Annotated in this window: 18 protein-coding genes; 9 read left to right on the top strand and 9 right to left on the bottom strand. The window is 49.2% G+C overall.

The features are described 5' to 3' along the window. Nucleotides 1-5 precede the first annotated feature (5 nt). From ACN0YH_RS06080 to ACN0YH_RS06105, 6 genes are all read right to left on the bottom strand, one after another. A complete protein-coding gene (locus ACN0YH_RS06080) occupies nucleotides 6-407 on the bottom strand; it encodes a hypothetical protein (protein ID WP_417378670.1) in 402 nt (133 codons plus the stop codon). A 189-nt stretch (nucleotides 408-596) separates the two neighbouring features. Beyond that, nucleotides 597-1,676 (bottom strand): lactonase family protein, encoded by a 1,080-nt coding sequence (locus ACN0YH_RS06085; RefSeq protein ID WP_417378671.1) that lies wholly within the window; start codon nucleotides 1,674-1,676, stop codon nucleotides 597-599. A gap of 82 nt (nucleotides 1,677-1,758) precedes the next feature. After that, complete coding sequence (locus ACN0YH_RS06090) at nucleotides 1,759-2,511, bottom strand: hypothetical protein (RefSeq protein ID WP_417378672.1); 753 nt, start codon at nucleotides 2,509-2,511, stop codon at nucleotides 1,759-1,761. A 26-nt stretch (nucleotides 2,512-2,537) separates the two neighbouring features. Beyond that, nucleotides 2,538-3,059, bottom strand: a complete 522-nt coding sequence (locus ACN0YH_RS06095; RefSeq protein ID WP_417378673.1) for an RNA polymerase sigma factor — start codon at nucleotides 3,057-3,059, stop codon at nucleotides 2,538-2,540. A 155-nt stretch (nucleotides 3,060-3,214) separates the two neighbouring features. After that, complete coding sequence (menC, locus tag ACN0YH_RS06100) at nucleotides 3,215-4,327, bottom strand: o-succinylbenzoate synthase (RefSeq protein ID WP_417378674.1); 1,113 nt, start codon at nucleotides 4,325-4,327, stop codon at nucleotides 3,215-3,217. Between the two features lie 67 nt (nucleotides 4,328-4,394). Beyond that, nucleotides 4,395-6,413, bottom strand: coding sequence for an Hsp70 family protein (locus ACN0YH_RS06105; RefSeq protein ID WP_417378675.1), 2,019 nt, complete (start codon nucleotides 6,411-6,413; stop codon nucleotides 4,395-4,397). A 214-nt stretch (nucleotides 6,414-6,627) separates the two neighbouring features. Here ACN0YH_RS06105 and ACN0YH_RS06110 point away from each other — a divergent pair, with 214 nt between their 5' ends. The 8 genes from ACN0YH_RS06110 (at nucleotide 6,628) to ACN0YH_RS06145 (ending at nucleotide 16,926) form a co-directional block, all read left to right on the top strand. Beyond that, nucleotides 6,628-7,803 (top strand): hypothetical protein, encoded by a 1,176-nt coding sequence (locus ACN0YH_RS06110; RefSeq protein ID WP_417378676.1) that lies wholly within the window; start codon nucleotides 6,628-6,630, stop codon nucleotides 7,801-7,803. Between the two features lie 438 nt (nucleotides 7,804-8,241). Then, the gene (locus ACN0YH_RS06115) at nucleotides 8,242-9,528 is read left to right on the top strand and encodes a diphosphate--fructose-6-phosphate 1-phosphotransferase (protein WP_417378677.1); all 1,287 of its coding nucleotides are present in this window, start codon (nucleotides 8,242-8,244) and stop codon (nucleotides 9,526-9,528) included. 97 nt (nucleotides 9,529-9,625) lie between these two features. Then, nucleotides 9,626-10,510 (top strand): HAD family hydrolase, encoded by an 885-nt coding sequence (locus ACN0YH_RS06120; protein ID WP_417378678.1) that lies wholly within the window; start codon nucleotides 9,626-9,628, stop codon nucleotides 10,508-10,510. A gap of 86 nt (nucleotides 10,511-10,596) precedes the next feature. Then, nucleotides 10,597-12,033, top strand: a complete 1,437-nt coding sequence (gene gnd, locus ACN0YH_RS06125; RefSeq protein ID WP_417378679.1) for a decarboxylating NADP(+)-dependent phosphogluconate dehydrogenase — start codon at nucleotides 10,597-10,599, stop codon at nucleotides 12,031-12,033. 219 nt (nucleotides 12,034-12,252) lie between these two features. Continuing rightward, on the top strand, nucleotides 12,253-12,987 hold the full coding sequence (locus ACN0YH_RS06130) for an MBL fold metallo-hydrolase (protein WP_417378680.1): 735 nt from the start codon (nucleotides 12,253-12,255) through the stop codon (nucleotides 12,985-12,987). A gap of 55 nt (nucleotides 12,988-13,042) precedes the next feature. Beyond that, a complete protein-coding gene (locus ACN0YH_RS06135) occupies nucleotides 13,043-14,029 on the top strand; it encodes a methyltransferase domain-containing protein (RefSeq protein ID WP_417378681.1) in 987 nt (328 codons plus the stop codon). A gap of 365 nt (nucleotides 14,030-14,394) precedes the next feature. Next, complete coding sequence (locus ACN0YH_RS06140) at nucleotides 14,395-15,345, top strand: ferredoxin--NADP reductase (RefSeq protein WP_417378682.1); 951 nt, start codon at nucleotides 14,395-14,397, stop codon at nucleotides 15,343-15,345. Between the two features lie 579 nt (nucleotides 15,346-15,924). Further along, nucleotides 15,925-16,926: an aldo/keto reductase gene (locus tag ACN0YH_RS06145; protein WP_417378683.1), complete on the top strand. Its 1,002-nt coding sequence runs from the start codon at nucleotides 15,925-15,927 to the stop codon at nucleotides 16,924-16,926. A 5-nt stretch (nucleotides 16,927-16,931) separates the two neighbouring features. On the opposite strand, the gene ACN0YH_RS06150 is transcribed toward ACN0YH_RS06145, so the two are convergent. Further along, on the bottom strand, nucleotides 16,932-17,408 hold the full coding sequence (locus ACN0YH_RS06150) for a tRNA (cytidine(34)-2'-O)-methyltransferase (protein ID WP_417378684.1): 477 nt from the start codon (nucleotides 17,406-17,408) through the stop codon (nucleotides 16,932-16,934). A 257-nt stretch (nucleotides 17,409-17,665) separates the two neighbouring features. On the opposite strand from ACN0YH_RS06150, the gene ACN0YH_RS06155 reads away from it, so the two are divergent. Continuing rightward, complete coding sequence (locus tag ACN0YH_RS06155) at nucleotides 17,666-21,220, top strand: class I tRNA ligase family protein (RefSeq protein WP_417378685.1); 3,555 nt, start codon at nucleotides 17,666-17,668, stop codon at nucleotides 21,218-21,220. A 51-nt stretch (nucleotides 21,221-21,271) separates the two neighbouring features. Here ACN0YH_RS06155 and ACN0YH_RS06160 read toward each other — a convergent pair whose 3' ends face one another. Continuing rightward, nucleotides 21,272-23,182, bottom strand: coding sequence for a sulfatase-like hydrolase/transferase (locus ACN0YH_RS06160; RefSeq protein WP_417378686.1), 1,911 nt, complete (start codon nucleotides 23,180-23,182; stop codon nucleotides 21,272-21,274). 112 nt (nucleotides 23,183-23,294) lie between these two features. After that, complete coding sequence (locus ACN0YH_RS06165; RefSeq protein WP_417378687.1) at nucleotides 23,295-24,857, bottom strand: PQQ-binding-like beta-propeller repeat protein; 1,563 nt, start codon at nucleotides 24,855-24,857, stop codon at nucleotides 23,295-23,297. Nucleotides 24,858-24,988 lie beyond the last annotated feature (131 nt).

The following is a 24,988-nucleotide window of genomic DNA, read 5'->3' on the forward strand; positions in this document are numbered from 1 at the left end:
AAATATCAGTACATGGGGCCGTACCAGTAGCCATCGTAGTAATACGGATTGTAAGAGAACCATCCTGACTGTTGCATGATTTGATAGTAATTTGGCAACGGACTGACATTCACATATACAGTTGGTCTGCCAGGTGTGATTCCCATTGCTTTACGGGCGCTGATTCGATGCATTCGCTGCTGTGCCTGCAAAAACGCTCTTTGCTGAATCAGTTTCTGACTGACAGACATACGCTGATATGCTGGACCGGAAGCATTTGTCGATGGGACCTTGGTAATATTAATGGAGTTTTTATGAGAGTCAGCTGAAATATGGTCTGAGCTGATCTGAAGCGGTGTCTGTTCCTGACCATAGACAGCGGCAAAGAAGAGTTGAGTCAGAATCAAAGAGAAAATAGAAAAGCGCATGATGAGCCTCTCTCTTCACGGGAACAGAAGAAGTCGATGAATAGTAAACGTAGCGCTACAAACGCTGCGCACAGACGAACTCTACCAATGAATCCATCCATTGAAGTTCATCGACTCACTCTGCAATCGCACTGAACGATTTCCCTCTAAACCTGAAAGTACGTTTCGTTTTTGAGGCAATTTTGCGGATCAGGGAAACTTTACAATCTCCACCCAGGAGGGAGATTTCCCCACTTCATACGTCGCAAATCTTTCCAGAGTCCCATTTTCAGGCGAGATCTTATATGCAGCCAGCTTGCCATTTTTCTGTCCTGCGGCATACAGGAATCGGCCCGTCGGATCGATATTGAAAGAGCGCGGCGTATCTTCCGTAGCAGCCTGACCGATCGACTTCAACCGCCCGGTTTTCTGATCGACGGCAAAACAGGCAATACTGTTATGCCCCCGATTTGAGGCATATAAATATTCACCCGATGGTGACAGTTCGATATCAGCACAGGTGTTTTTACCATTAAAATCATCGGGTAACGTCGAAACGGTCTGAAAGGCGGTTAGAGTTCCTGCCTCAGGATCCAGTTTGTAAGCAGTAACAGAACTTCCTTTTTCATTATCAAAATAGAGAAAACGATTATCCTGCGATACCGCCAGATGGCGGGGCTCCAGATCGTCAGCAGCCGAGAGCTTGGGGGGAGAATTTGCTTTTAAAACTCCCTGTTTTTCGTCCCAGAGAAACTGATAGATCGCATTCGGGCCGGTGTGAGGAACAAACACAAACTGATTTTTCTGGTCTGGTAAAATCGCATGTGCATTTTTCTCGGTTGGAATGGTCTGCAGAATTTCTTCCAGAATCTCTCCCTGTTTTCCCAGGCGATGGACGGCCACTTTTCCTTCGCCATAATACGCCGAGAATAGATATCCGCCTGACTTATCAGTCGCGATATAAGCTGCGTTGCCCCCCGCCGGGATACTGGAAATGAGTTTCAACTTTCCGGTTTGCGGATCCATGGAGAAACTCATAAATTTCGATGCGGTCCGGACGGAGGCAAACAGATATTTCTTTTGTGGATCGACTTCCAGACAGCCGGGGCCTCCTTCAAGAGAAACGTCTTCCAAATGGGTCAGAGCTCCCGTCTCTTCATTCAGCTGATAGATGGCAATTTTTTTCTCTCCCCCCAGAGAGATGTAAACATAACTTCCCGCTTCACAGGGAACCTCAGAGAACATACAAACCCCCATCATCATCAGACAACATTGAAGTAGAACGCGCATGACAGCCCCCTATGGAAAAAATGATTTGTATCAGACCAGTAAAGACAACTCTCTATCAGTAGAGCCGGTCAGGGTTCTGATTTCAAGCGGAAGTGGATTGCAGGGCACGTCCTAAAGCTTCCAGCTCCCGCGCGCCACCGAAAACAATACACACATAAACCTGATCATTTTCGATCCATCTGACAGTCGCAAAGTTCCCTTTATTCAACTGGGAATATTCAACCTGACCGGGATCGAAAGAGGTAGCAGTGGGCAGGGGAGAGACCTGTGAGGCGGGAATCTGCAATAGCGCGCCAAAAACAGACCGGCTATTTCCGATACGGAGTCGAAAAAATCGAGCAGCGGCATCTTGTGATCCGGTAGTTCCTGCAGTGACACCATAGGTCTTGTTGTAGATGGTTAATTGCCCGCGGGAGTTCCAGCCCCCTTCTGCAGGCAGATGAGATGTAAAATGCTGATCGAACTCAGGCAGCAGACGACTGTCCAGGTTGAGCTCGGGACCGAAGCGGGCTAAATCAATGACAGGTCCTTGTGCAGCCCAGAAGTAGGTCAGAATAGCCGCGAAAACCAGACAGGCTGATAGCCCCGCCAGTAGCGTCGGATGATGTAAAAAACGTCTGCGGGGAACGATCATCCGCAGATCATTGGCAGTCGCAGCAGATTCATGGTCAGCAAGAGACAGGAGTAACCTGTCCCGCAGTCCATCCGGAACTTTAACATCGCACAGGACACGTTTCAGTTGTGCGTCAAAAACCGGATCAGCAGCGTTATGACCTGAATCAGTATTTTCTGATTCAGGAAAGCCTGATGACCTTGATGGTTCTGACGTATTCATGATGAAGCCAATTTCCTGTGTAATTTCTACGAGTGAATCGCTGTGACATCTTGTAATGGCTCTGAAAACCGTCCCTGCAAAAACGACTTTGCTCGCGACAACCGGCTCATCACAGTTCCGACTGGAATGGATAATTCCGAGGATATTTCTTTATAGGATCGCTCTTCAAAATAGTACATCAATAAAGGAACCCGGAATTCGTCGGACAGTTCATCCAGGGCTTTCTGTAACTCTTGAGATGTCAGCTCCGGCGTTGCCGTTTCTTCAGAAGCCAGATCAAATGTCAGACCTAAAGAAACGGCACTGTTCTTTTGTGCCACTTTTTTCAGAAACAGGTTTCTCAAGATCGTACACAGCCACGACCGCGCCAGCTTCGGATCACGCAGTTGAGACAATTTTTTCTGGGCGATCAAATAAGTCTGCTGCGTAAGATCTTCGGCACTAGTTCTTTCACCCGACAAACGATACGCATAACGAAACAGTAGTTGATAATACTCATCAACCAGTTTTGTCAGTTCATCTGAATTGTTAGGATTCGATAATGACATAACCTGACTCTCTAAGTAGAAAGATACTGAAACAATACAGGTTATTCCCCAATAAGATCCTTTTATTGAAAGTTTTCCTGATTTTCGGCTGCATTCGAATCAAAGACCGAAACCTCACAATGAACACTTGATAACAAATCATGAAAAAGTATCTTTCAGGAACTGATCGACTTTTTCTGAATGGTCAGTGACTGTAATCGATCAAGATCAGGATCCGGTAATTCCGGAAATGCTTTCACCCCCGGAACCCCCTCTTTCGTTACTGACAGTGATAAAGGAACCTGGGCAAGATCTTCATGGTAATACTTTTCACTGGGGAAAATATCAGCCGGATAAGTGAAATTATCCAACATCGCCAGAGCCGCACAATGTGAGGCACCGGTTGCACTTTCCAGCATGCCTCCCACCCAGCAGGGAATGCCTGCCTGTTGACACAGATCGTGAATTTTGACGGCATTCGTCAGCCCACCAACACGCCCGGGTTTTACATTGATATACTGGGCACTGTTTAAATCCACCGCCTGCCGGGCACGCAGAGGATTGGTAATACTCTCATCAAGACAGACAGGGGTGCGAATCAGTTTCTGCAACCCGCGGTGATCTGTGAGATCATCATGCTGCAGTGGCTGCTCTATCATCGCCAGCTGAAATTCGTCAATCGCCTGGAACAGGGCAGCATCACTCAGACGATAGCCGCTGTTACAGTCAATGTGAAATGTGTCGTCAGGAAAAGCTGTTCTCACCGCTTTCAGCATGGGGATATCCCAGCCCGGTCGAAATTTAAGTTTGATACGGGGAAATTTTTCTGCAACCGCAGTACCCACGGCTTCGATTAAATCATCCAGATGATCCATGACTCCGAAGTCGGCACCTACGGGAACTTCGTCTCGTGTCGCTCCTAATGCAGTATGCAGAGGAATACCTGAAATGCGGCTGTGCAGGCTCCACCAGGCATTATCCAGAGCAGCCTTGGCAAACGAATTACCTTTGTAGAGTGACAGCGTTTCCTGTAGGGCATCCCCACTTTCAAAATTCTGACCGATCACGGCCGGCGCCAGCCATTCAGAGACGGTATGAAACACACCACCGGCCCATTCTGGACTGTAGCAGGGAGCGGCCAGCGGCGTACTTTCTCCCCAGCCTTCCACCGACCCACTGATCATACGGCACAGGACAGAATGGATGGCTGAATCTTCGCCATATGCGGTCCGCCACGGGTAAATCAGTGGCATTGCCACATGATACAATTCAATCCGTTCAATTTTCATCTGAGTTCTTGCATCCTAAGTTGTTGATTGAGTTCGGGATTCATTGACGACGGGAACCAGACCAGTTTCAGGCATCCTCAAGCAGATCCCAGAATTCATTCTCCGCAGCATCCAGTTGACTGGCTGGCTTCGACTGCGTCTGATTTTTTCCCGCAGGTGGTTTTGATACAGATCGCCGAGAGCCTGTTTTTTGTTTACGAGCAGACTGTGAAGAATTCTGTGCTCCTCGCTTAGACGTCTGCTGGTTTCTCTTTTTTTTCTGGGTACGAGGCTGTCGTGAGGACAGAGCTCCCTTCGCGTGTTTTTCAGGAGTAGAACAATCGGCGGCGGGTGGCCCCAGTTGTGGTTCGCCACACTGGTTACACAGCGCTATCGGTCGTTCAGAACTGTCCAGCCCCCTGGTAGTCGGCTTTGGTTGTGGGGATTCAGGCTGCTGCTCTGGAACGGGCCTCGTTTGCTGCGGCTGATTGATGGATTCGGCCTGATCCAGAATATCGTCCAGTAAAAGAGGCTCTGAGGCCGCCACGAGAGACTGAGATGCTGGGTCTTCCTGGGTTGCACCATCCAGAGCCTGCTGCACCAGATTCTGTTCGCGGGTAATTTCTATTTTCGCTTCTTTTCCGCTTGTACAGTCCCTGGCGGAAACATGTACCCGGGCCTCTGCATCGTATTCCATTAAGACTTCAATTTTTGAATCGACGGGTAAATCAGCAGGCAATCCCTCGACCACACAATTTCCCAGAATCACAAAAGGTTCATCCTGAGAAGCACCACTCTCGATTAATTTCAGATGCACGCGCCGCTGATTGGGTGAGACTGTTCCATAGGTATGCTTAACCGATGCTGGAAGCTTGGTGTTAGCAGGCAAAATGTAGTGAGGGATACGTTGCTGTCCGGACTGCTCTCGAACCAGAAATCCCAGAGAACGGGCGTTGACACTGTGTTGTTTCATCTTCGCCAGACGACTGGCTGCTTCAGAGGTCAGAATGGATTCTGCATATTCACGGTTGCTCAACAGCATCCCGGAATAATAAGCAGCCCCATGCGCAATAGACTGATCGGGAGGCAAGGACAGATTCTGCGTGGTTCCACTGGCTTGTTTCAAGGCATCACGAATCATCGGCATCCGGGAGGAGCCCCCCGTTGTCAGCACGACATCCACATGAGCCCAGCCCATGCTGTTATCTTTTAGTAATGCTTTGGTAATGCTGGTGGTCTGATCGACGAGTTCTTTGGTAAGTTGTTCGAATTGTGACTGCGTAATCTGATACGTTTTGCGCTGAGAGCCCACCTGGCAGGCCAGTGTCGTTTTGGGCCGGACAGTCAGGCTGCGTTTTGCCTGTTCCACTTCATTCGCCAGGTACTGCAGGCTTTCCGGATCATTCGCAGGATTGACGCCGAATTCACCCAGAAACTGTTCGGCGATCGTTGCCTGCAGTCTGCTGTTCCAGTCAATCCCTCCCAGCTTCAAATCCCCCCCACTGGCGATGACATTGACCTCATCCTTCTGATATTTTACCAGCGAAAGATCGAAGGTACCGCCCCCCAGGTCGTACACGAGAATGCGTTGTTCTTCAGCCAGTTCAGCAAACCACATTCCTTCTGATCCGAGCACATAACACAATGCAGCTGCTACTGGTTCATTGATCAGATCGACCTGTTTCAGCCCCGCCTGTTTTCCCGCGGCAATCGTTTCCTGTCGCTGCAGATCGCTGAACTGAGCGGGCACCGTAATGACGGCCGATTCGACAGGACCAATTCGTTCTTCTGCTGCCGCCAGCAGCTTTTTCAAGACAAACGCCGAAATATCCCGCGGCGTAAAATACCGTCCATCGATTTCCCAGCGAAAATTCGGTTTTCCCAGAAAACGCTTGGCATGTTGGACCACATTCCGGGGATTCACAATCGCATGCCGCAACGCTTCTGTGCCGACAATAACCTCCGCACCATCGAACATGGCAACAGAGGGAGTCGACAGTTCACCTTCCTGATTGGGAATCGTAACCGGTTCCCCATGCTCATTGAGGTGTGCAATACAGGAATACGTAGTTCCTAAATCGATGCCAACTGCCTGTATTTTCTGCATAAAACACTGACTCTCTTTACATTAGACTATCACATCAAGGATAGATAAAATATGACAGGAAAGGACCGTACCCATATGGTATCATGGTTCCCGGTCACACTCCAGCACCTGATTCCGGTTTTTCATCCGGCCTTTACTGTAAAAATTCAGACCAGCGGAAAAGTCTCGATCTGTGAGAAAACTGACATCCCTGAAGTTCTGGCTAATTATCTGCATGATGCTGTTTTCGTTCAGAAACACAGCGAATCAGAGGGGATACGCCTATCAAGCTCCAAGCGAATCCCCCGCTTTACTCAATCGGGAAATACCCCGTTATAAAACTGAGCGCAATTTCCGGCAGGCTCTGACACAACCGTTCTCAGCCTCCTGGTCCAACGTCGGAATTCGGGCGATCATTCAGAGAATCAGGGAGACGCAAAACATCTCCGTCATCCTGGATCGTCGAATTGATCCTTCCCATCCGCTGAAAATTGATCTTCAGAATCAGACACTGGAAGAGGCGCTGGCTCAAATCGCAGAACTGGCGAATGCCAGAATCATAATTGTCGGCAGCAATGTTTTTATTGGCCCGGATACGGCAGTCTCAAAATTGAAAACACTACTTGAATTGAAATCAGATGCCCTTCGCGAGCTGGCTGCTTCACAGAAAGAGCTCAATTCACGAGTATTTCAGCTTTCAAGAAATCAATCATTTCACTTTCAGGACCTGGAAACTCCAGCGAAGATCCTGCAGAACATCACCAATACTTATCAGATCAAGGTCAAAAATGAACGACTGGTTCCCCACGATCTCTGGTCAAACTTTTCAATGGTTTCTGTGAATGCCAATGAATCGCTATCTCTGATCTTGATTCAATTTGATCTGACTTATGAGTGGGTAGAGCAGGCTACCAGTATCCAACTCGAAACAGTTCCGGAAAGAGTTCTGATCCAAAAAACGTATTCGTTACGAGGTAAATCGATCGACTCGATCACCAGCCGATTGAAAGAGCAGTTTCCGGATTTAGAGTTGACCATCAATGGGAAACTCCTGTCCGTTCAGGCTGCCATGGACGTTCAAGACCAGATTGATCTACTTTTGAATCCTCAAAGGGCGGCGCGTCCTGTGCGATCTGGCGTGGGGAACACAGTACCACTCAACAGAAGAAAGTTTACACTGCGGGTGAAAAAAGTTCCGGTTCTGGCGATCATGCAGAAACTGGAACAGTCGGGAATCGAGTTCGAATATGACAGACAGGAACTTGCCGAGGCAAAGATTGACCTTCTGCAACTGATCGATATTACGGTTGTCGATGCAGATGCCCAGGAGTTTTTTGATGCATTATTCAGCACTTTTAAACTGGACTATAAAATGCAGGGGGTCAAAATTACGTTGACACCGCAGAAATAAACAACCCCGGTCAATTATTTAACTTTCATAGTCAAACTTTCCCGGAACTTTCTGCATTGGCAGCATGGCGATACTTTGAATTAGAGCACAAAATCGGGTAATATCCCGACTAAGTGAGTTGATACAAGTCTTTGTGAGTCTGTAAAACATAACCGCCCACACTGAACATAGGCTATTTTCTGCCGACTCAGGCAATGAAAAGTTAACGATAAATAGTTACTAAGTAACACCTTATCAACAATAGCCTTCTAATAATCGCCCTGGACCTTGTGGGAAGCGTTCGTACTCGCCCGAATTGATTCGTAACATACCGGTCTCGGTTCTGGAATCAGATCTGGTTCATTACAGAGAGACAAGGGCCCCAAAGTAACAGAGGAATATGTTCTGTACCCCCGTGGGTCACAAAACATCTATATAACAACAGAGTGAGGAGAAAACGTGGCAAGTCCTAAGAACATGATTGTGGCACAGTCTGGTGGTCCTTCACCAGTCATCAATAACAGCCTGCGAGGGTTGGTCGAAACAGCCCGGGATCTCCCGGAAATCGGCACAATCTATGCGGGCTGGCATGGAATTGAAGGAGTTCTCAAAGAAGAACTTCTCAATTTAAGTGGTCAGTCACCAGAAGAAATTGCCCTGTTACGAGTCACACCTGCCGCTGGTTCTGTGGGAACCTGTCGCTATAAGCTGAAAGAACATCAAAACGAAGACTTTGACCGCATCGTGGAAGTCTTTAAGGCCCATAACATCGGATATTTCTGCTATATCGGCGGAAATGATTCAATGGATACCGCGAATAAAGTCGCCCAGATGGCAACCGAACGAGGCGTAGACATCGTCGGAATCGGCGTGCCCAAAACCATCGATAACGATGTGGGAGACAGCGAATTCAAACTGATCGACCACACTCCCGGTTATGGCAGTACAGCCCGGTACTGGATGAGCATGGTACAGATGGCCAATGAAGAAAACCGTGGTAGCTGCCCGGCTGACCCGGTTCTGGTTCTGCAGGCCATGGGACGGAAAATCGGCTTCATTCCCGCTGCTGCCCGTCTGGCTGACCCGCAACGAAAAATCCCCATGCAGATTTATCTTGCAGAGAACTCGGTCAGCATTGAGCAAATTCATGCCCAGGTCAACGACCAGCTCAAAAAAGATGGTCGATTGATCGTAGTCGTCAGCGAAGGTCTTTCACTGGGTGATATCGGCGAAACCAAGGACTCCTTTGGTCATACCCAGTTCAGCTCCAGCCAGCTGACTGTAGCCCAATTGCTCGTCAATGAATTAAATCAGCGTGGACTGGCTGTCAAAGGCGCAGCCCGGGCCAATATCCCAGGTACTGACCAGCGTCATAATATCGCCTATGCATCCACTGTCGACCTGGACGAAGCCTATGGAGCAGGGCAGAAAGCTGCCTTATTGGCTGCGGCAGGAGAGTCGGGCTATATGTCCACGATCCTGCGGGCAGAAGGTCCTGGTTATAATATCCGATATGACAAAGTGCCATTACCTGAAGTAGCAAATAGCGAACGCACCTTCCCCAAGAACTGGATTACTGCTGACGGGATGGATGTCACTGACGATTTCGTCAAATACTGTAAGCCACTGGTGGGCAACGACTGGCCCAGTATTCCGATGATCAATGGCCGTATGCGACTGGCTCAATTACAGCCGCTGTTCTCAGACCAGAAATTACCGAAATATGTACCGCAGGCTGACAGATAATTAGAACGCCTGTCAGCATAAGTGTTGATCGCTGAACTGGCGGTCAACTGAATTGAATCACTGTATCAGACTTTTAATAAACATTCGGGAGAAGATTGTGTCGGATAATCCGTTGGACACCAGCTTTGAGAAAAAAAGCGAGTTTTTGATAGGCATTGACTCAGATGGTTGTGCTTTTGATTCTATGGAAATTAAACACAAAGAGTGTTTCATTCCGAATTTCATCAATTACTTTGGCCTGCAACCCATTTCAAAATATGCCCGTGAAGCAGCTGAGTTCACAAACCTGTACTCCAAATGGCGTGGCGCCAACCGGTTTATCTCCTACACCCTGGCATTAGACCTGCTGGAAGAACGACCGGAAGTCCTGTCCCGCAATGTGCAGATTCCTAAACTACAGGGAGTCCGCGACTGGATTCAACGGGAAACCAAACTGGGTAATCCCACGTTGACCGCTGAAGTAGAAAAGACCAAAGACCCTGATCTGGAACTTGCATTGAAATGGTCATTGGCTGTCAATGACATGATTGCCGACATGGTTCACGATGTGCCTCCCTATCCCAACGTCAGAGAGAGCCTCATCAAGCTGGATCCGGTAGCCGACATGATTGTCTGTTCTGCGACTCCGAACGAAGCACTCAACAAAGAGTGGGAAGAACACGACATCGCTCAGTACGTGGATGCCATCTGCGGACAGGAAGCGGGCAGCAAAAAAGAGACACTGGGACAGGCCAAAGCCTGCGGATACGAGTCTGACAAAGTTTTAATGATCGGGGATGCTCCCGGTGACATGAAAGCAGCAGAAGCAGTGGGCGCTTTATTCTATCCGATTAATCCCGGAGCAGAAGAAGCCAGCTGGGAACGCTTCATCGGTGAAGCCTGTGACAAGTTCCTCAATGGCGAGTTTGCCGGCGAATACCAGCAGAAAATCATCGCGGAATTCGACAGTTATCTTCCTGAGTTACCTCCCTGGAAACGATAATCGCTCCCTGGTCGTTTTCTCTGGGAACAGCGGAAATGAATCTCATTTATTAACCACAACACATCAGAAGTGAACGAGAATTAATAATGTCAAAACACGATATCGGCCTGGTTGGTCTGGCAGTGATGGGACAGAATCTGGTACTGAATATGGCCAATCATGGCTATTCAGTAGGCGTTTTTAACCGGACGACCAGTGTCACTGACGAATTTGTCAGCAGCAAAACCGACGAACAGAACATTACCGGTTACCATACCTTGAAAGAACTGGTCGATAACCTCGCAGCCCCCCGCAAGATCATGCTGATGGTCAAAGCAGGACCTGCCGTCGATTCCATCATTAACGATTTGAAAGGCATGCTAAGCCCTGGTGATATCATCATTGATGGTGGAAACACTCACTTCGATGACACCAACCGACGCACAAAAGAAGTCGAAGATGCTGGTCTGCTGTTTATCGGAACCGGTGTCTCCGGTGGTGAAGAGGGCGCTCTCAAAGGCCCCAGCATCATGCCTGGTGGATCTCCCGCCGGCTGGCCTCACGTGAAATCAATCCTGCAGGATATCTCCGCAAAAGTAGGCGAAAACAACGATATTCCCTGCTGCGAATGGGTCGGTGAAGCTGGCGCAGGCCACTATGTCAAAATGGTCCATAACGGGATCGAGTACGGCGACATGCAGCTGATCTGCGAATCCTACTACATTCTCAAACACGCACTGGGACTGACTAACCAGGAATTGTACAAAGTGTTCGATGAATGGAATCAGGGTGAACTCGAAAGCTATCTGATTGAAATCACCCGTGATATTTTCACCGTGATTGATGAAGAAACAGGCGAGTACCTGGTCGATGAAATCCTGGATACCGCCAAGCAGAAGGGAACCGGAAAGTGGATGAGCCAGCATGCTCTGGACCTGGGTGTTCCCACCACACTGATTACAGAAGCTGTATATGCACGCTGCCTGTCCGCACAGAAAGACGCTCGCGTCCGGGCTTCGAAAATTCTCAGTGGACCAGACAAAAAGTTTGAAGGGGACCGGGATCAGTTCATTGAAGACGTACGCCAGGCACTTTATGCATCGAAATTATGCAGCTATGCCCAGGGTTATGTTCAACTGAACTCCGCCGCCGAACACTTTGGCTGGAACTTGAATAATGGGGATATCGCCCTGCTGTGGCGGGGTGGTTGTATTATTCGTTCCACCTTCCTGCAGGATATCAAAGCAGCCTTTGACAAAAACCCGCAGTTGGAAAACCTGCTGCTGGATGACTTCTTCCGTAATGCTGTCGAAAAAGCTCAACCCAGTTGGAGACGCGCGGTCGCTACTGCTGTAGAACTCGGTCTTCCTGTTCCCAGTTTCACTGCCGCTCTGAGCTACTTTGATGGATATCGCCAGGCTCGTCTGCCTGCCAACCTGCTGCAGGCACAACGGGATTACTTTGGCGCTCACACATACCAGCGAACGGATAAGGAAGGAACTTTCCACACCGACTGGATTCGTGAACGCCGTCTGGATTCATAATCCCCTGACAGGATCAGTGACCGATTGCGATCAGATTTTATTGTAGTCAACTTGCTTTTCTGCCCGTTAATCAGGTATCACAACTTGATTAACGGGCACGTTTTACAGAGACTGGAATCTGATGCAGCACGTTGCTTCTCAGGCCAGCCGAGAGTTGAACATCTAGATTGACGACGAAATCGGCTAACAGGGAAACCCAATCGCGGGGGGAGTGGAACATTGCGAATTGTCTTGCTGGGAACTGGTGGATATCACCCGAATGAACGCCGCCACACTGCCTGTCTGATGCTCCCGGAACTGGGTGTAATCTTCGATGCCGGCACCAGTTTTTTTCGCGTCCCCCAGTATCTCCAGACACGGGATCTGCAGATTTTCCTCACCCATGCCCACCTTGATCATATTGTCGGGCTCTCATTTTTTCTGGTGCCCATGCTCACTGACCAGGTTGATTCCGTCAAACTTTATGGTGAAGCATCCAAGCTTTCTGCCATTCAGACGCACCTGTTTTGTGATGAAATCTTTCCCCTGCTGCCCGATTACGATTTCACGCCACTTCCCGAAACCGTATCAGTCCCAGAGCAGGGGATCCTGAAACACATTCCGCTGGAGCATCCAGGTGGATCGATCGGTTATCGCATCGACTGGCCCGGCCATTCCCTGGCCTACATCACGGATACAGCTAATCCCGGGCAACATCTGGAATTTGTCAAAGGCGTCGATCTCTTAATCCATGAATGTTATTTTCCGGATGACATGGCTGAATGGGCCGACAAAACCGGCCACAGCCACACCACTCCGGTAGCCGAACTCGCACGAGATGCTAACGCAGGGAAGCTGGTCCTGACACACATCGATCCGCAAAAGACTGGCGACGATCCCATTGGGATTAAAGTCGCTCAACAGATCTTTCCCAATACAATTCTGGGCGAGGATCTGATGGAACTGGAATTTTAACCATCGAAAATCTTTCTCAATTCTTTGATCTTCTTCAGATAAGCAACGACCAGTCATGACGAAAGAAACCTCACCCAACACATTTCTTTCTCAGGAACTACTGGATGCATTGAGAACCCCCAACACGCAGCATCCTCTCGAATGGAATGCACCTCAACAACAACTGTTCGATTCCCAGACCAGTCAGACATACCCGGTCACCAAAGGGATTCCCCGCTTTGTCGAACAGGAACACCTTTCCAGCTTTGGTCTGCAATGGAACAAATATGAAGTTGCACACGATGACGAAGACCGGGCCACATTCACCGCCAAAACTGGAATGAAACTGGATGAGTTGAACGGACTGAAAATTCTGGATGCGGGTTGTGGCGGCGGTCGCTATTGCAAAGTCGCAGCCGAAGCAGGAGGGATTGTCTTTGGTGCAGACCACACCACTGCCGTCGAGAAAGCACAACTGCTGAACGCCCACCTTGAACATGTAAACCTGGTTCAGGCTGACTTGAAACATCTGCCTTTTGAGCCAGAATCATTCGATTTCGTGTTTTCCATCGGGGTCATGCATCACGATAAAGACACCCGTGCTGTTTTTGACGCAGTTGCCCGCATGGTCAAACCTGGCGGCAAGTACTCCGTCTGGCTCTATCGCAGGAATCAGTGGTGGCAGGAATGGATCAACAGCGGGTTACGAAAAATCACAACGCGAATGACTCCAGAAAAGCTGGAACCATGGTGCCGTCTCGGAGCCTGGCTGGGCGGTTTACCAGTCATTAACAAGATTCTTAATAAAGTCATCAATTTCAGCAACCACCCGAACTGGGAAAATCGCGTCTGCGATACCTTTGACTGGTTTGCCCCTGCCTATCAATACCACCATACAACCGCAGAACTCAAATCATGGTTCGAGCAGGCTGGATTCGAAAATCTGAAAGTGCTGCCGCCGGAAAAAAAAGGGCGGTTCTATCTTTGGTGTTATCACCACAATCTTCTGATCGGCAGTGGAGTAAATATCCAGGGAACCAAGTCCTCAAATGACACGAACTGAGAGATGACAGTACCGACGAAACCGTATTTTATTTCCTGTTTTCTCCAAACCAGATATTCGAATTTACCAGATTCGCTAAGGTTTTTTTAATTACATCAGCCTGCCCCTGATCGATCTGAAATAGATCAGGCTGTCATTAAACTCAGGATCTGACTTGACATTCTGAACGGAAAAAGTGATAGAGGATAAACACGATTAGAGAGAACATCATGTTTTTATCCATTTGATTCATTGAGTTCAATCTGAAATCGAACAGAGAATGATGTGGAATTATTTGTGGTTCTACAACTGATGAGCTGGTAGTTCCGCAATTCAAAATCAAGAAACCATCTACGCTGGTGGTAACCCTCGCGACAGGGAGAGTCATGAATCCTCCGACCGGGCAATCGACTCCAGAAATTGAAGAACTACGAAACAAATACTATAACGCCTCCGTAATGGAGCTGCGTATGCCACACGATCATTTGATGATTGTGCGCATCAAACCAGACGATGATATTCCCCGCTTCTCCGGTGGTCAGTATACAACGCTGGGGCTGGGCTCTTGGGAACACCGCGTTGATGGCGGCCCACTCGCCGAGTTAGAAAAGCCGAAACTCATTCGACGCGCGTATTCGATCTCCTGTCCGATGCTGGATCTGCAGGGAGAGATCCTGGCTAATAACGAGATTGATTATCTGGAGTTTTACATCACACTGGTATTACGTCCCGATAGCGATGATCCTCCACTCACCCCGCGTCTGTTTTGTCTCAACGAGGGAGATCGTCTGCATCTGGGAAAAAAACCCGTAGGAACATATACACTGAAACCCGTTCAACCTGGCGATAACGTGATCTTTGCCGGTACAGGAACCGGTGAAGCGCCACATAATTCGATGAGTATCGAATTGTTAAAACGCGGCCATACAGGGCGCATTGTTTCCATGACCTGTGTACGCTACAAAGGTGATCTGGGATATCTCGAGCAGCAGGAACAACTGCAAAAACTGTTTTCCAACTACCGCTACGGTGCTTTCACCACACGCGAGCCGGAAAATATGGATGAAAACCACCCGTCCTATGTGGGAAAACAGTATCTTCAGGATATCATTCGCCCCGAACGATTTCAGGAAACGTTTGGGTGGTCACCCGCCCCGGATAAAACACACGTGTTTCTCTGTGGTAATCCTTCCATGATCGGACTTCCCGAAAAAAATGAAAAGGGGGAATTGATTTTCCCTGATTCCAAGGGGATGGTAGAACTGCTCACAGAGCAGGGATACAAGCTTTCGACTCCCAAAAACCCGGGAAATATCCACTTCGAGAAATACTGGTAAACTTCACTCACCAGACCAGTAGAGTAGATGCCATCAATGAAAGAAGGGGCTCAAATAAGCCCCTTTTTTGTCTCTGACGTTTGGCAATCCTGTAGTTGAGTTCCGGCGATGCTTCACTGATTACGCAAAAAATCAGGACCTTAAAGCATAAACCTCAAGGAGCCAGCCAGAACCTGAATGCCAGGCGAGAACAGGGATTAACCCTTACGATGCCTGATCTTAGCTCGTGCACGTCGTTTCTTACGACCAATTTTTCGACGACCTTTACCTGTCTTCTTGGTTCCCATTCGAAGAAATGCCTTTCGTATTTGCTTCTAGATTAAGTAAGTTCAGTTGAATTCATTTTATCCTAAACCATTGGTATTATTCATCTTAACCACCAACAGTTATTGCAGAATCAGTCGGGCCACATATTAACCCCAAGGTGCAAAGAGTTACTTTAACAGGCTGAGCGAGAATCTTCAACCACGTCTGTTCAAGGAATTTAAGGTCCCTTGAGAAATGTGTCATAAAAACCGAAGATAGAACTCTTGAAATTTTCGACCGACTTACACCCCCTTACTCTTCAGGATGTTACTTATGGATTACCGCAACTTAGGTAAAGCTGGCGTACGTGTTTCCCCCGTCTGCCTGGGCACAATGATGTTTGGTGGCCCGACCGGTGAAGCAGACTCGATCGCCATTATGCATAAAGCCATTGATCAGGGTATCAACTTTTTTGACACCGCCAACATGTACAGCACCGGTGGATCCGAACTGGTTGTAGGGAAGGCCTTAAAAGACAGACGCGATAAAGTCATTCTGGCTACCAAGGGACGCGCACCGATGGGTGACGGCCCGAATGACGCCGGAGCCAGCCGGGTCCACTTGATGCGTGAGCTGGATCACAGCCTGCAGCGTCTGGACACTGACTACGTCGACATTTATTATGTCCACACTCCGGATTATCAGACACCGATAGAAGAAACCCTGCGCACCCTGGATGACATGGTCCGTTCTGGAAAAGTACGCTACATCGCCTGCTCCAATTTCCGGGCCTGGCGACTGGCTGAAGCGCTGTGGACCAGCGATGTCCGAAACCTGTATTCATTCAGCTGTGTGCAACCTCTGTACAACATCATGAACCGTGATATTGAGGTGGAGCTCATGCCTCTCTGCCAGGAAAAAGGAATCGGCGTTGTCAGCTACAGCCCACTCGCCCGGGGTATTCTCACGGGGAAATACCGCACTGATCAGCCTTTCCCGGAGGGCAGCCGTGCCTCGCGCGATGATAAACGCATGAAAGAAGCCGAACTGCGTGATGTGAGTATTCAACTCTCCCAGGAAATTGCAGCTTACTGCGACAAAAAAGGGGTTTCCATGACGAATTTTGCATTGGCCTGGTGTATGGCCAACCCGATTCTCACATCGATCATCATCGGTCCGCGCACCATGGAACAGTTCGACGACAACCTGGGCTGTCTGGATGTGGAGATCACAGCCGAAGACGAAGCCTTCATCGACTCTCTCGTACCTCCAGGAGAACATAGTGGCAAAGGCTTTCAGGATCCACAATACCCCGTAACCGGGCGGGGGAAATAATCTGCTCAGGCCAGTCCCCCGAACTGACGTATTGCCTCATACATGACGGCGGTCGCGGTGCTGGCCAGATTCAGGCTGCGAACTTCCTGATGCATCGGCAGCTTCAGGTTGGAATCAGGATCTTCTTCGAGGATCCGGGGGGGCAGGCCGTTACTTTCACTGCCAAACAGGAATACCTGGCCGGGTTCCAGCTTCGCATCCCAGACAAAGCGGGTTGCGAACTTGGTCAGTTTCCACCATGTCCTGTCCTGTAGCTGCGATTGGACTTCAGCCAGACTATCCACGGCTTCCCAGTTCAGGTGCTGCCAGTAATCCATGCCGGCACGTCGTAAATGCTTGGCGTCCAGCTGAAATCCCAGCGGACGCACCAGCCACAGTTTGGCACCGACGGCAACACAGGTTCGGCCGATATTCCCTGTGTTTTGAGGGATATCCGGCTGGTACAGGACAACGTGGAATAAAGGTTTGCTCGACTCTGACATTCTGACTCTCAAACTGGAAAAATTATGATAAAACAGCTACAAATACGAATTTACATGCCTCGTAAGAAAGTGCTGTCTATGTAATACTTAACACATTCCCGTTATTATACTTCTGTCTCAGGATGGGCTCGGCAGGACATATCGCGACCCGGATTGTTGAATTCAATATCTTAGTCTGTCTGACGCCATAGTGAAATTGGACGCGTTTAATTTCTCAAAACTCATTTTCAAACAATACCACTCAATAAGATCTTCCGATGTTTCAAAAAGTTACTGACGCCAGCTTTATCAAGGGTGAACACGAAATCCTCAAATTCTGGGAGGAGAACCGGACGTTTGACCAGCTCCGTAAAAAGAATCAGGGCAAACCCAAATGGAGCTTTATTGATGGTCCGATGACCGCCAATAACCCGATGGGAGTTCATCATGCATGGGGTAGAGCCTACAAAGATGCTTACCAGCGTTATTACGCTATGACCGGACACGAACTTCGGTTTCAGAACGGTTTTGACTGCCAGGGTCTGTGGGTCGAAGTCGAAGTCGAAAAAGAACTGGGGTATGGCACAAAGCAGGAAGTCGTTTCACACGGAATCGACAAATTTGTCAATGAGTGCAAAAAGCGGGTGCTGCGATTCGCCGCCCGACAGACGGAACAGTCGGTGCGCCTGGGCTACTGGATGGACTGGGACAATCCGGATGAGCTGCGAAAACTGGCTGAGTATGTCGGTAAAGACACAGAAGTCACCCTCACAGCGCCCAGCGGAAAACAGATCACAGACAAAGCAGATATGCTGGTTTCACGTCTGGGTAACGCGGATTGGGGTGGCAGTTACTTCACGTTCTCAACCGAAAACAATGAAACGATCTGGACGTTTCTCAAAAAATGTTTTGAACGGGGCAAAGTCTATCGTGGTCACGATGTCATGCCCTGGTCCGGTCGCGGAGGCAGTGCCTACAGCCAGATGGAAGTCGCTGACGGACGAAAACTGTCTGTCCATAAATCGGTCTTCGTACGGTTCCCCCTTAAAGGCCGGGAAAATGAATACCTGCTGATCTGGACCACGACTCCCTGGACGCTCACCAGCAATGTGGCCGCTGCTATTAATCCCGATCTGGATTATGTCAAACTCCGAGCGAAAAAAGATGACGCCATCTACTACTTTGCCAAAGAGAACCTGGAATACCAGAGACTGAGTCGAGAATTCAAAGAAGGATTCGGCAAGCCTGAATGGTCCTGGCCTAAAAACGTTCCCAAACTGAAAACCCTGGCTCAGATCTTTAAAGAGCAGGGGGGCTATGAAATCCTCGAAACCATCAAGGGTGCTCAGATGGTAGGCTGGGAATACACGGGCCCCTTTGATGATCTGCCCGCGCAACAGTCTCCCGGCGGTCATCCCAGTGACGAAGCGCTACTGGATCAATCAGGCATTTCCTGCCACAAAGTGGTTGACGGTGGAAGAGACTTCAAAGGGAATCCACATGTCGTTGCCGGTGAAGGTACCGGTATCGTACACACCGCGCCTGGTTGTGGTGATGTCGACCATCAACTGGGAATCCAGCTGGGCCTGGTCGCGATCGCGCCGCTGGGTGAGGATGGACGCTTCGAAGAAGGCTTTGGTGAGTTCACGGGCAGAGAAGCCATCGATCCTGCGATTCCCGAACTGGTGTTCGAACGCTTAAAAGAAAAAGAACTGCTGGTCTCTGTTGAATCATACCCGCATATCTACCCCCACTGCTGGCGAACCGGCGATGAACTGATCTTCCGACTGGTCGATGAATGGTTCATCAATATGGACTGGCGTGAAGAGATTAAAGATGTCACCCGTCAGATAGACTGGGTTCCATCCAGCATCGATGGTGAGCAACACGAACTGGAATGGCTCACCAACATGCGGGACTGGATGGTCTCCAAGAAACGCTTCTGGGGACTGGCGCTGCCAATCTGGGTTGATGAAGAAACCGGAGACTTCGAAGTCATTGGCTCCCTGGCCGAGTTGAAAGAGCGCGCAGTCGAAGGCTGGGAAGTACTCGAAGGGCACACCCCCCATCGCCCCTGGATTGACGCAGTCAAACTCAAAAACCCGAAAACGGGAAATCTGATGTCGCGGATCCCGGATGTCGGTAATCCCTGGCTGGACGCGGGCATCGTGCCTTTTTCAACCATGCAGTACAATACCAATCAATCGGAGTGGGAAAAATGGTATCCGGCGGATCTGGTTACCGAATGTTTCCCCGGACAGTTCCGTAACTGGTTCTACGCGTTGCTCTCGATGGCAACCATGATGGATGGCACGCCTCCGTTCAAAACGCTGCTCGGTTATCGACTGGTGCTGAATGAAGAAGGCAAGCCGATGCATAAATCAGATGGAACCGCCATCTGGTTCGAAGAAGCGGCAGAGCAACTGGGTGTCGACACCATGCGCTGGATGTATCTGGCTCACAATCCCGCATCTGACCTGAGATTCGGCATGCGAAATCCCGATCAGCAGGTGACTCTGGAAACCCCGGAAGGACCAATCAGTGAGACCCGGGAAGGTGCCCCCACCTGCCTGGTAGAGAGTAAACCCGCCGATGAAATCCGTCGCCAGGTGTTGATTCCGCTCTGGAACTCTTATGCATTTTTCGTGAACTATGCCCGACTGGATGAGTTTGATCCTGCACAAGAACGAATTCCTGTCACCGATCGTCCGGAAATTGACCGCTGGATTTTATCAAATCTGCAGGCGTTACTGTCTTCCGCGAAAACGGAAATCGAAGCATATAACTTCGCCGGTTTCCTGAAAAATGCCACGGCATTCATCGACGATCTCTCGAACTGGTACATTAGACGCAATCGACGTCGCTTCTGGCGGTCCCAGGATGCCAACGACACCGACAAGTTAGCCGCCTATCAGACTCTGTTTGAAGTGCTGGTCACGCTTTCCAAAGCTTTGGCTCCCAGCATTCCGTTCCTCAGCGAGCGGATGTATCAGAACCTGGTCAGCAGCTGGGACGAATCTGCTCCCAACAGTGTACACCTCTGTGATTTTCCGGAATGCGATGTCACATTGCTCGATGAAGAACTCAATTTCCGGGCGGCACAGACACAAATCGTTGTTAAGCTGGGTCATAAGCTGCGTGATGAATCCAATCAGCGGGTCCGTCAGCCACTGGCTGAATTACGATTCGCCTGCCAGACGACACAACAGGCAGATGCCATCGAGAACCTGGCTAATACAATCGAAGAGGAATTGAACATCAAACAGGTGACGCGCTGTGAGAACCTGGATGATCTGGTCAGCTACACTTATAAGCCAAACCTGAAAACGCTGGGACCGAAATACGGTAAGCTGCTGGGAAAGTTACGTCAGCAGCTTCCTGAGGTCGGGGACGACGTACTGGGCCCCCTCAGACGAGGTGAGTCGGTTTCCATCGATCTTTCGGGAAATCAGATTGATCTCGCACCTGATGACGTTCTGGTCGGGACAGAGCAGGCCGCCGACTGGGTGTGTGCGGACGAGCAGGGGATTCAAATTGCTGTTTCCACCAAGCTCACACCTGAACTCGAACAGGAAGGCATGGCCCGCGACTTCGTGCGGCAGATTCAGCAGTTGCGTAAGGAAGCTGACCTGGAGATTGAAGACCGGATCAAAATTTTCTTTAATCCTGAGAATGCGACCGAGGTTAAAGAAGCAGTCACGACCTGGTCGGACTATATTCTCGGTGAAACGCTGGGAGATCTGCTGGAACAATCTGAACTGACCGATGACAGTAAAGAAGTTTCGATTGGTAACAGCAAGGTGACTCTCCGGATTGAAAAGTCATCATCCTGATTCAGAGATGAGCGTAAACACGGATAGCGTGTTTACGCTCCTTTGAAAATGTCATTTCCCGTTAACCTGCTGTTCCTGCAGACGTTCGACCAGGCGGGTCACATAGGACTGCAGTCGCCGATTCAGCTGATCATTCTTGAGCGGTAACTTAGCGATCTGGTCCTGCACCCGGGCAATTTTTTTACTGCCTAGTTTGTCCAGTCCGTTTAAAGCCAGCATGGCCACATAAACTCCGTCCTGATTCTGATTGGACAGAGACACCAGGGTATCAACAGCGTTTTCGACGTCTTGTTGGTCACCATATTTTCCGAGTGCCTCCGCAGCGATGCAACGCACTGATTCAGATGGATCTTCCAGAGCTTTATGCAGTGGCTCATGTGCCTGCGAAACGGCTTTTTCGCCACGCATTAACAGTCCCATTGCTGCCCAGTAACGGATGGCTGAATTCTGGTTAGAGAGCCCTTTGATCAGTTGGTCCATACCAGAGGGTTTTCCCGACGATGCAAGGTCCGCCATCTTCAGAATCTGCTTGAGCGGATACAGCTCTTTATTCTGACCAACCAGATAGGGAGCCCCGCCATCAGCCAGGCTATGAAACTCTGCTTCCGGCAGAAAACCCAGATCTCTGATGGCAAGTATCTTTTTATGCTGTGCCTGCTTCAGTTCTTTTAGAACCTCTTGATGTTCCGCTGAATCAGCCAGATTGTTGACTTCGTCCCGATCTGCCTGCAAGTCGTACAGTTCTTCAGCAGGTTTCGTCTCCCAGAAATAAGTTTGGGGCGGCTTGAGTTCGCCGGCATCATACATTTTCTTCCAGACTTGAGTCGTCGGTGTCTGGAACATGTAATTCAGGTACTGACCATATTTTTTGTGAGGCATGTAGTTCTTGATATACAGATAACGCTGGTTTCGGACTGATCGTACCAGGTCATAGCGTTCATCCATTCTGCCCCGAAAGCCAAACAGATACTCTTGTGGCTTCGTATCGTACTGCCCCATGAAGGCATCGCCTTGCATATGCTGAGGTGGCTTAATACCGGCCAGGCTCAAGACAGTCGGTGCAAAATCAACAAAGCCTACCAGTCGATCTGTTTTCCCCTGGGACTGATAATCAGCGGGGGCCAGCTTGCGAAATTTAGGGGGAATATACACCACCAGGGGAACCTGCAAACCTGAATTATAAGGCCAGCGCTTACTGCGCGGCATTCCAGAGCCATGGTCACCATAGTAGAAAATAATTGTTTCTTCAGTGAGCCCGGCTTCGGCCAGCTCCTTGAGATTTTTGCCGACCTTTGCATCCATTTCGGTGATTCGATCATAATACTGCGCCCAGTCATGGCGGACTTCGGGGGTATCAGGATGGTAAGCAGGAATCCGAACTTTGGCGGGATCATGAATCAACGTATGCGGGCGATTACGAATTTTACTTTCATGACTGATGGTGTGATTGAAAATCGCAAAAAAGGGTTGTCCCTGCTTTCGATTCTTCCAGTGGGCCTTTCCATTCGACTGGTCCCAGACCTCACCCGATTTTTCCACATTGTAATCTTCCTTGCTGTTATTCGTGCAGTAATAGCCAGCCTGCTTCAGGTACTGTGGGTACAGTTTGATACTCTCAGGCAACTTGACCATACTCCGCATGTGTTCGGCTCCCAGGCAGGTCGGATACATGCCGGTAATCAGCGTCGTTCGTGCAGGGGCACAAACGGGCGCGGTCGACCAGCAATTCAGATATATCATGCCTTTCGCAGCCAGCCCGTCAATGTTGGGAGTATCCGCATACTCATCCCCGTAACAGCCCAGATGGGGACCATTGTCTTCACTTGTGATCCAGAGAATATTCGGGCGTTTTAGTTCAGATTCCGCAGCAGAGACACTGACTGAAAAAAACACCATGCAAATGGCACATAAAGAGAACAAACTCCATTTCAACTGATTCAGCAGAGCACTTCGAAACCGCATATGTTTTTCTTTCAAATCAAAAGTTGTTAAGAATCTGGTTGTGTAAGGTTCAAAACAGCATCACGTTCTAACAAATACTGGATCTGAGGTTTTGCTGATCGAGAAAACAGTCTTATTTGCTGCGTAAATCATAACATAAGAGCAGGTCCTGATCCCGTAAAAACAGTTTTCCATCTGCCACGACCGGGTGAGGCCAGGCCTTATTTCCACTGCGATCCGGCTGATCAAAACGTCCCTTTTCCACATACTTTTTAGGATTCACTTCAACCAGAGCCATTGGCCCGTTTTCACTTCTCAAATAGAGATGCCCGTCAGCACAAGTGAGGGCACCTTTTCCCACTGAACGATTCTGCCAGACAGTCTGACCGTTCAATAAATTGATACAAGTCAATACGCCAGGATCACTGGTTCCGTACAGAAAGCCATTCACTTCCACCATTCCGCCATGGTGATTTTTCATTTCAGGAGTAAAAAATGCCAGTTGCGCACTCACACCATTCTGAACAGGTGATAGCTGTAGTAGTGCACCACCGGTTCCGTACCCGGAAGCATAAAAGATAACGTTCTTTTCAGCGAAGAAAACGGGGGCAGAACAGTTCGCTGTTTTATTTGCTGCTTTCTCATTGCCCCACAAAGGCCTGCCACTGGCTGATTCGATTCCCATCAAGCCGGCATGTGTAAAATTCACATACTGCCTGAGACCTCCCACATTTATGGTAATAGCAGAGGCATAACCAGCCTGTGGATTTCCGGGTACGGCAGATTTCCAAATGAGACTGCCATCCTGTTTTTTCAATGCAACCATGGCTGCCCCCTGTCCCCCCGGGGTACAGATCAGTTGATCTCCATCAATCAGAGGTGACTCACTGATTCCCCAGACGATATTCCGCGCGTTGAACTCCTGGAGAATATTTTTACTCCATTCCATATTACCATCTTTAGTTGACAAGCAGACCAGATTTCCATTTGCTCCCAACGCATAGAGTCGATCACCATCTATAGTAGGAGTCGAACGGGGCCCGTTTCCCTGATTATTTTTAAACACGGGGCCATTCGGTTGCGTCCAGACTATTTCACCAGTATTGACATCAATGGCCATCACCGTTTCCTCGTCCGCTTTTGTCCCCATTGTAAACACCAGGTTTCCACTCAGAGAAACCGATGAATAACCTTCGCCTAAACCTCGTGCGGTCCATAACAGTTTGGGCGGATTCTGATTCCAATCCTTACTCAAGCCGGTTTCATAGGAAATATTTCGTCGATCAGGACCGCGGAACTGCGTCCATGCCTGAGCTGCCGGTCCCCCTCCAGATGCCGCTGCGCCCTGGCGTTCCTTCATTGCTTTTTTCGGACGGCTGACAGGTTCACCTGATTTCCTTGCCACTGCTTTGCGAACGGAAAAACGCGTAATTTCCCCTTTCGAAGAAGTGAAAACAGTAGCCCTCTGGCCGATTTCAAATTGATCGAATCCAGCAGGTTTCCCGTTGAAGGTTACAGGAATATCTTGGGGAATCAGAAAACTTTTTTCTTTTCCCTGGCTCGATTTTACAACCACCTGTTTCTGTGCTGCGGAAATGGATTTAATTTCTCCGCTGAAGATAGCCGCTTCGGCTCTGCTGTTTAAGCTGATCGCCAACAGACATACAAACAAACTCAATCGACGGATAGATCGCATGAGAATTCCTTCTGATTCAGGGAAACCGGATAACAAGTTCTGGCGTTTTATAATCAGCTAAGTGGAATCGATTATACTGTGATCCACTTTCGGTATGAAGCAGGAAACCAGAATTGTCGGAGATTGAAAAT

The organism is Gimesia sp., assembly GCF_048262075.1.
Classification (GTDB): Bacteria; Planctomycetota; Planctomycetia; order Planctomycetales; family Planctomycetaceae; genus Gimesia.